9 protein-coding genes are annotated in these 7516 nt (G+C 42.9%); 4 read left to right on the top strand and 5 right to left on the bottom strand.

Annotated elements, in window-relative coordinates; translation table 11 throughout:
* The first annotated feature begins 64 nt into the window (after positions 1–64).
* The 3 genes from NJ959_RS22840 (at position 65) to NJ959_RS22830 (ending at position 2055) form a co-directional block, all read left to right on the top strand.
* Positions 65–622: a hypothetical protein gene (locus NJ959_RS22840; protein ID WP_254014044.1), complete on the top strand. Its 558-nt coding sequence runs from the start codon at positions 65–67 to the stop codon at positions 620–622.
* A gap of 155 nt (positions 623–777) precedes the next feature.
* Positions 778–1401: a hypothetical protein gene (locus tag NJ959_RS22835; RefSeq protein ID WP_254014045.1), complete on the top strand. Its 624-nt coding sequence runs from the start codon at positions 778–780 to the stop codon at positions 1399–1401.
* A 27-nt stretch (positions 1402–1428) separates the two neighbouring features.
* On the top strand, positions 1429–2055 hold the full coding sequence (locus NJ959_RS22830; protein WP_254014043.1) for a type I restriction endonuclease: 627 nt from the start codon (positions 1429–1431) through the stop codon (positions 2053–2055).
* 46 nt (positions 2056–2101) lie between these two features.
* Here NJ959_RS22830 and NJ959_RS30485 read toward each other — a convergent pair whose 3' ends face one another.
* From NJ959_RS30485 to NJ959_RS22815, 3 genes are all read right to left on the bottom strand, one after another.
* Positions 2102–2791, bottom strand: coding sequence for an acyl carrier protein (locus tag NJ959_RS30485; protein WP_254014042.1), 690 nt, complete (start codon positions 2789–2791; stop codon positions 2102–2104).
* A gap of 128 nt (positions 2792–2919) precedes the next feature.
* Entirely contained in the window at positions 2920–3966 is a 1047-nt protein-coding gene (bioU, locus tag NJ959_RS22820; protein ID WP_254014040.1) for a (S)-8-amino-7-oxononanoate synthase BioU, read from the bottom strand.
* A 318-nt stretch (positions 3967–4284) separates the two neighbouring features.
* Positions 4285–4485 carry a hypothetical protein gene (locus tag NJ959_RS22815; RefSeq protein ID WP_254014039.1) on the bottom strand — a complete coding sequence of 67 codons (201 nt, stop codon included), beginning with the start codon at positions 4483–4485 and terminating at the stop codon, positions 4285–4287.
* Between the two features lie 356 nt (positions 4486–4841).
* Between NJ959_RS22815 and NJ959_RS22810 the strand changes: the two genes are divergently transcribed.
* Complete coding sequence (locus NJ959_RS22810; RefSeq protein WP_254014041.1) at positions 4842–5675, top strand: class I SAM-dependent methyltransferase; 834 nt, start codon at positions 4842–4844, stop codon at positions 5673–5675.
* 177 nt (positions 5676–5852) lie between these two features.
* On the opposite strand, the gene bioU (NJ959_RS22805) is transcribed toward NJ959_RS22810, so the two are convergent.
* Both bioU (NJ959_RS22805) and NJ959_RS22800 read right to left on the bottom strand, forming a co-directional pair.
* Positions 5853–6899 (bottom strand): (S)-8-amino-7-oxononanoate synthase BioU, encoded by a 1047-nt coding sequence (gene bioU / locus NJ959_RS22805; RefSeq protein ID WP_254014040.1) that lies wholly within the window; start codon positions 6897–6899, stop codon positions 5853–5855.
* A gap of 318 nt (positions 6900–7217) precedes the next feature.
* Positions 7218–7418, bottom strand: a complete 201-nt coding sequence (locus tag NJ959_RS22800; RefSeq protein ID WP_254014039.1) for a hypothetical protein — start codon at positions 7416–7418, stop codon at positions 7218–7220.
* Between the last annotated feature and the right edge of the window lie 98 nt (positions 7419–7516).

Raw genomic sequence — 7516 nt, 5'->3', positions numbered from 1 at the left:
GTGTCAACTCCTACTTCAGGAATTAGCAATTAGCAATATTACTTACTGAAATAAAACTGAAAAAATGCCTGTTAAACAATTGGATTATGAAATAAGTTTGGCGGAGTATAGTAACCGTAATTCTGCGATCGCACTCCTGAAGAAGTATCGCCCTTACCTTGAGCTGCTTCCCAGTATGCGTAGGGCTTCGGAGAGTGCGATCGCAATTCCCTTGCCAGTTGTACGAATTCGCAACTCAAAACCACCCACAGGCGCAGTTTGTCTACCCTGCGATCTAGCTATTTTAATGTGCGATCCGGAATGGAAAATTAAGATGGGGGCTGAAATTATCGTTTTTATTCATCGCCCTAATGAAGACTTTTCTGAGTTGCTCAGTCGCTGGCGACAGACACAAGTATTATTGGACAAAGATTATGAATGGTTAATGCCTTCCCGCTACGAACATATTCTTAGTGAGGGAGTGGAAAAAATTTATCCTCTGTTTGTGATATTTCCAGAAACACCACAACGGATTCAGCGGGGTTTGGTGGGTGCTTGTTTACCTTTTGTGATTCACACTCCAGAGTTATTAGAGGATGGGGTAATTTCAGAAATTTTGTCTCCGGAAAGTCCAACTACTTAGATGTTGTTGGTTGTTGGTTGTTGGTTGTTGGTTGTTAGTTGTTGGTTGTTGGTTGTTGGTTGTTAGTTATTAGTTATTTTACACAATCTTTCCCTACTCCCTACTCCCTACTCCCTACTCCCCACTCCCTACTCCCTACTCCCCATTCCCCAATTATGGCTTATAGTGATTTTACCACCTTAACTAAAGTTAGAGAAGCATTTGGATTAACCATAGAAGAATCTATGGATTTATTTCCTGACATACCAGAAATATTACCAAGCTCTTATCTTCAGACTACATTAAATGAGAATGTATTTTTAGCAACTGCAATCAATACAGAAAAGGCTCGTTCAGAGTTAATTATTGCTCCAGTTTTATTAGAAGTTAGGCGAATCCTTAATTTCCAAATTGGGTTTTTCTCAGGATCGGAATTCAATGTGGATGTGCAAGCAGGTTTGAGCGGATATTGCGATTATATTCTTACTGCCTCAAAAGAATCTTATGAAATTAGAAGTCCAGTTGTAGCCTTGGTAGAAGCTAAAAATGAAAGTATTAAATCTGGCTTAGGGCAGTGTATCGCGGAAATGGTTGCAGCCCAATTATTTAATCAACGGAATGGAGAGGAAATTGAAAGTATTTATGGGGGGGTGACTACAGGTACGGATTGGAAGTTTATTAAGTTGAATGAGAAGACTATTTGGATTGATAAGCGAGATTATTTTATCACTCAGGTGAGTCAGATTTTGGGTATTTTAACAATGCCGTTTAAGGCATTGTGCGATACAATTGACCTGTAAGAGTAAATTTTATATCTATTATTTATTATGATTCAAACTGTTAAGGCTCAAAATATAGACTTACGTTACCTGATTGACAACTTTGGTATTCAGCGCATTCGAGATCACCAATTCTTTTGGGAATGGCAAGTCGATTTCCCGGAATTAACTGAAATTGAAAAACAGGAATTGGATCGGGTACAGGAAGGATATTTTAATTTAGTTGAATATCAGCCCTTGTTAGAGAATGTCGTCAAATTAACCATTATCAGTCCTATTTTATTTATTGCTGGGCTATATTTGTCTCCGTTTCATATTAAAGCTGAAAAATCTATTGATATTCGGGCTGAAGATGAGGGAATTATAATTGAGGGCAGAATTGATATTCTGATTTTGAAACAAAATCTTTGGGTAACGGTTATCGAAGCCAAGCAAACTTCTTTTTCCTTAGAAGAAGGATTAGCTCAAAGTCTCACCTATATGTTAGGAGAGCCTAACTCAGAAACTCCCACTTTTGGCATGATTACTAACGGAGTTAATTTTAGGTTTGTTAAGCTAATTAGAGAAGAAATTCTCAAATATGCCTTATCAGATGAGTTTGTAATCGACAACCGAGGCAATGAGCTATATAGCGTTTTAATGATTCTCAAGTATTTGAGTCAGTTGGCGGGTTAACTTGATTTAAGTTATACAGTTATCCAGCGGATTTTAAGAATGCCGTTTAAGGTGAAACTTTATCCTGAATAAAGATAAAGAGTTCCCTGACGGTGCGAGATACTGCAACTGAATTATTAGAGGAAGAAATGGAAGAACAAAATGGATTCCCTCGATATTCCGTCCCCAATACGTCTTCTGGTATTTCAATCTCGAATTCTTCTTCTAGCGCCATCGCTAGCTCAACAGCTTCAAGCCCATCGGCGTTCAAATCAGTTGAGATATTACTATCCAAAGTCACTTCACTCTCATTCACATCTAACTGCTCGCTGATTATTTTCCGAAGTTTAACAAAGATATTAGCTTGCCTCTCATCTACTCCAATTTCTCCCATTATGCTAATTATTTCGTCACGCATTTCGTCACGCAAAGAGGCTGCTTCAGCAGCTTTTAGTTCAGTAACACGCCGAGCTTCCTCAGCAACACGCCGAGCTTCCTCAGCCATACGCTCCTTTTCAGAAGCTAGCTGATATTTCACAAATTCAATTCGCGAATTAACTACATCTCTTAGTATGCCTAATTCAACTTTATATCCACTCTGGCTATAAATTCTCGTGGCTAACTCCCACACAACTTGATCGGGATTAGCCTCAAGGGATCTAAGACTTCTCTCCGTAGCGGATATAGTTTCATCTAGGTATTTATTGGCTACCATCTTCAGCACTTTTAACTCATAACTTTTATCTACTTCACTCACTCTTTGATCTCCTGCAAATCTCTGGAACACTTGAGCGATACAAACAAAAAATATATGTTCATGCCCCCTCTCCGCACTTCGTGCCGCTTCGCTAACGCAGGAGAGGGGGTTGGGGGGAGAGGTCAATTCTACCTCACAAACTGCGGCATAACTTCCGCAGCAGTAAATAAACCATAAATACCCCGACGATGTAAAGAAACACCAGCTTTCAGATAACCAAAAGCCGGACCACAAACATTAGCCGCCATACTAGTTTCATCCCCTAATGTAAAGGTATGAGTCGAAATCTTCCCTTCAAAAGTACGCCCCGTAATTTGCACATTAGTACTCAATGGCTTCTGAGGATTGCGAGTATCAACCACTCCACCAACTGTAACGCGATCGCGATCGCAAATTCCGGCTAACTCTAACATCACATCATCGGCATGTTCCATATTTTCCAGAGCGAGGATGCCGTTGGTGCGATTTAACAGTGCTTCCACCTCCGCATCACTCATTTGAGTTGCCTTTTCCACATCGTAACCAGGAAGATGGGCAATATCTTCGCGAATTGTGGCTCGATAAGCTTCCCAATTAGCAATCCCCACGCCAAAGGTAATTTTGACAGTATGAATCTCGGCGTAACTTTGGGCGGCGAGTGCGGCTGCGGCTGTCAAAAGTCCGGGTGTTGCGCCACATCCTGTCATGTAGGTAATTCCGGCTCCTTGCAATTCGTCTTTTAGAGTAAGTAATTGCTCAACGGCACTAGTGCGTTTCAGGGCATCCACCAATACCCCACGCCAACCGGAGGCGATAAACTGCCGCGCCACTGATGCCATGAAGGTATTGGGTAAATTCGGTAAAGCTAGAAAATAGCCATCTACAGATGTTTTCGCTTTTTCGATTAAATCTGAAATAGCTTGGTTACTTAAAGTACCTGTGGGTTCTAGGTATCCTAGGGAACCTTGAGACTTATAGGTGGTGATGGCGCGATCGCAATTTAAGCCATTTGGGTCATAAGCATAGCCTTTTTTGTCCGCCGCTGCCACCCAGATCATTTCTTGTTTGGGAGTTAGGAGTCTCGCTGCTGCTTCACCCAATCCCCCAAAACCCAAAACACCCACCCGTATTCTATTTATGTGGAGAGAATTATCTATTGAGGAGGGAGTTGGATTGGTGAGTTGCTTTTCGCTCATGGCTTTTATCTGTATGAAATTAAACAGATTTCCATTATCGGAGGAAAGAAGGGAATAGGGAATAGGGAGTCGGGAATGGGCTTCCGCCGTGAGACTTCGGCGTGAGACTTCGGCGTGAGACTTCGACTGAGCTCGCCGAAGTCCGAATGGGAATGGTGAGTGGGGAGTGTAGGGCGAGTCGCTAGGATAATCTATCGCAGTAACAAATATAGCAGTCGCTTTCGTTGGTTAAGGCATTCTCAGGGAAGCCAAGTTATAGCTAGGGACTAGGGGCTTTCTTGCTATTGGCTCGGGAAGAAAGTCGTAAAATCAATGGTTTCAGGAACTGAGATATTCTGGTAGGGGCGAAGCATACCCTTCGGGAACCCCTTCGGGGAACGGGGGATAACCTATCGGAGAAATGAATAATATTTCAATCCGAATGCTTCGCCCTGCCTCACAGATAACCCACATACACTTAATCTTCTGGTAGAGGCGTAAGCGTTGCTTGGCGTTACCAGCATTTGGGGTAAAAGCCAAATCATATCCCCCAAATGCTTCGCCCTATTTGTTGCGTGGCGATATACAGCGGTTTTCGCAGTAATGAGGTACACTTAATTGATCCTCAGAATTAAGCAATTGGTTTGTTAATTTATGCTGCTGTACCTCATAAGAGAGGGAACCGCTGTACAGTTTACTTTCCGCGCCCCTGCTGTAACAATAGAAATCGCTGAAACCCTTGTTAAAGCTACCTTCTAGCCATAGTTATCGCCCCGTCAGGCTATAAGTTTCAATCTCAGTACAACCTTCAAGTACAAGAAATTATTTTAAGTCACTGTACATAATTGGGCTTAATTCATCGTTGTTAAACAAGTAAGTAATAAGGAAGATAAATCGTGACATTAGTTGAACAATCTAACTACATTCATACATTCAGTCAGGTTGAGCAAGAGCGGCTGATTCAACAGGGCAAATTTACTGAATCTTACATCCATCACACTCTAGATTTTTCAGGTTTAAATAGAGTCTTGGAGATAGGTTGCGGGGTTGGTGCGCAGATATCAATACTACTCCAACATCATCCACATCTCAAAGTTACTGGATTAGACAATTCCCAGTCTCAGCTTCACCGTGCTGAGATTTTCCTCAAACCTCTAATTGACAGTAGTAGAGTCATACTCCAACAAGGTAGTGCTTACAATTTGCCATTTGATGACGGTAGCTTTGACGCAGTTTGTATATTCTTTGTGTTGGAGCATCTTGAGAATCCCTCCATGGCGGTGCAGGAAGCATTTCGTGTTTTATCTCCTGGGGGTTTGATTTATTGTACGGAAGTATTCAATCATGGTTTATTTGTATTTCCTAAATGCCAAGGAATCGAGGCTTATTGGAAAGCATTTAATCAACAGCAAGAAGTTTTCGGTGGGGATACTAACATTGGCATAAAGCTAGGTTGTCTATTTTCTGAAGCAGGATTTATCGACATCCAATTACTTGATGTTTCTCCTATGTTAGATGGACGAATGAACGATTTTGAAAAAAGACAGAACTTTCTTGATTATATGAAAGCGACATTCCTCAGCGCATCTGCCACCCTCCTCTCTACTGAAAAAGTGACTGATATCCTGGTGAAAGAGATCATTCAAGAGTTTGAACAACTTTCAAAGAATCCTTCATCTATTTTTTTATATCCAGTAAGACAGCTAAGTGCTAAAAAGCTCAATATCTAGATCCAGTTACCAGACGATACTATCAATATAGAGGTTTTCAGATAAGTGAAGTACACTCCATAAACCTGCAATCCGCTGTATCTTATTGCCCCCTCTCCGCACTGGGCTTCGCCCCGCTACGCTTTTACGTGCCGCTAACGCTAACGCAGGAGAGGGGGTTGGGGGGAGAGGTCAATTCTACCTCACAAACTGCGGCATAACTTCCGCAGCAGTAAATAAACCATAAATACCCCGACGATGTAAAGAAACACCAGCTTTCAGATAACCAAAAGCCGGACCACAAACATTAGCCGCCATACTAGTTTCATCCCCTAATGTAAAGGTATGAGTCGAAATCTTCCCTTCAAAAGTACGCCCCGTAATTTGCACATTAGTACTCAATGGCTTCTGAGGATTGCGAGTATCAACCACTCCACCAACTGTAACGCGATCGCGATCGCAAATTCCGGCTAACTCTAACATCACATCATCGGCATGTTCCATATTTTCCAGAGCGAGGATGCCGTTGGTGCGATTTAACAGTGCTTCCACCTCCGCATCACTCATTTGAGTTGCCTTTTCCACATCGTAACCAGGAAGATGGGCAATATCTTCGCGAATTGTGGCTCGATAAGCTTCCCAATTAGCAATCCCCACGCCAAAGGTAATTTTGACAGTATGAATCTCGGCGTAACTTTGGGCGGCGAGTGCGGCTGCGGCTGTCAAAAGTCCGGGTGTTGCGCCACATCCTGTCATGTAGGTAATTCCGGCTCCTTGCAATTCGTCTTTTAGAGTAAGTAATTGCTCAACGGCACTAGTGCGTTTCAGGGCATCCACCAATACCCCACGCCAACCGGAGGCGATAAACTGCCGCGCCACTGATGCCATGAAGGTATTGGGTAAATTCGGTAAAGCTAGAAAATAGCCATCTACAGATGTTTTCGCTTTTTCGATTAAATCTGAAATAGCTTGGTTACTTAAAGTACCTGTGGGTTCTAGGTATCCTAGGGAACCTTGAGACTTATAGGTGGTGATGGCGCGATCGCAATTTAAGCCATTTGGGTCATAAGCATAGCCTTTTTTGTCCGCCGCTGCCACCCAGATCATTTCTTGTTTGGGAGTTAGGAGTCTCGCTGCTGCTTCACCCAATCCCCCAAAACCCAAAACACCCACCCGTATTCTATTTATGTGGAGAGAATTATCTATTGAGGAGGGAGTTGGATTGGTGAGTTGCTTTTCGCTCATGGCTTTTATCTGTATGAAATTAAACAGATTTCCATTATCGGAGGAAAGAAGGGAATAGGGAATAGGGAGTCGGGAATGGGCTTCCGCCGTGAGACTTCGGCGTGAGACTTCGGCGTGAGACTTCGACTGAGCTCGCCGAAGTCCGAATGGGAATGGTGAGTGGGGAGTGTAGGGCGAGTCGCTAGGATAATCTATCGCAGTAACAAATATAGCAGTCGCTTTCGTTGGTTAAGGCATTCTCAGGGAAGCCAAGTTATAGCTAGGGACTAGGGGCTTTCTTGCTATTGGCTCGGGAAGAAAGTCGTAAAATCAATGGTTTCAGGAACTGAGATATTCTGGTAGGGGCGAAGCATACCCTTCGGGAACCCCTTCGGGGAACGGGGGATAACCTATCGGAGAAATGAATAATATTTCAATCCGAATGCTTCGCCCTGCCTCACAGATAACCCACATACACTTAATCTTCTGGTAGAGGCGTAAGCGTTGCTTGGCGTTACCAGCATTTGGGGTAAAAGCCAAATCATATCCCCCAAATGCTTCGCCCTATTTGTTGCGTGGCGATATACAGCGGTTTTCGCAGTAATGAGGTACACTTAATTGATCCTCAGAATTAAGCA

This window comes from Limnofasciculus baicalensis BBK-W-15, from assembly GCF_024178385.1.
Taxonomy (GTDB): domain Bacteria; phylum Cyanobacteriota; class Cyanobacteriia; order Cyanobacteriales; family Coleofasciculaceae; genus Limnofasciculus; species Limnofasciculus baicalensis.
The sequence above is the reverse complement of the archived record's forward strand: the minus strand, read 5'-3'. Positions and strand labels throughout refer to the sequence as shown.

Coding starts and splice junctions, on each gene's coding strand:
- NJ959_RS22840 (WP_254014044.1), top strand. CDS start 65: ATGCCTGTTAAACAATTGGATTATGAAATAAGTTTGGCGGAGTATAGT.
- NJ959_RS22835 (WP_254014045.1), top strand. CDS start 778: ATGGCTTATAGTGATTTTACCACCTTAACTAAAGTTAGAGAAGCATTT.
- NJ959_RS22830 (WP_254014043.1), top strand. CDS start 1,429: ATGATTCAAACTGTTAAGGCTCAAAATATAGACTTACGTTACCTGATT.
- bioU (WP_254014040.1), bottom strand. CDS start 3,966: ATGAGCGAAAAGCAACTCACCAATCCAACTCCCTCCTCAATAGATAAT.
- bioU (WP_254014040.1), bottom strand. CDS start 6,899: ATGAGCGAAAAGCAACTCACCAATCCAACTCCCTCCTCAATAGATAAT.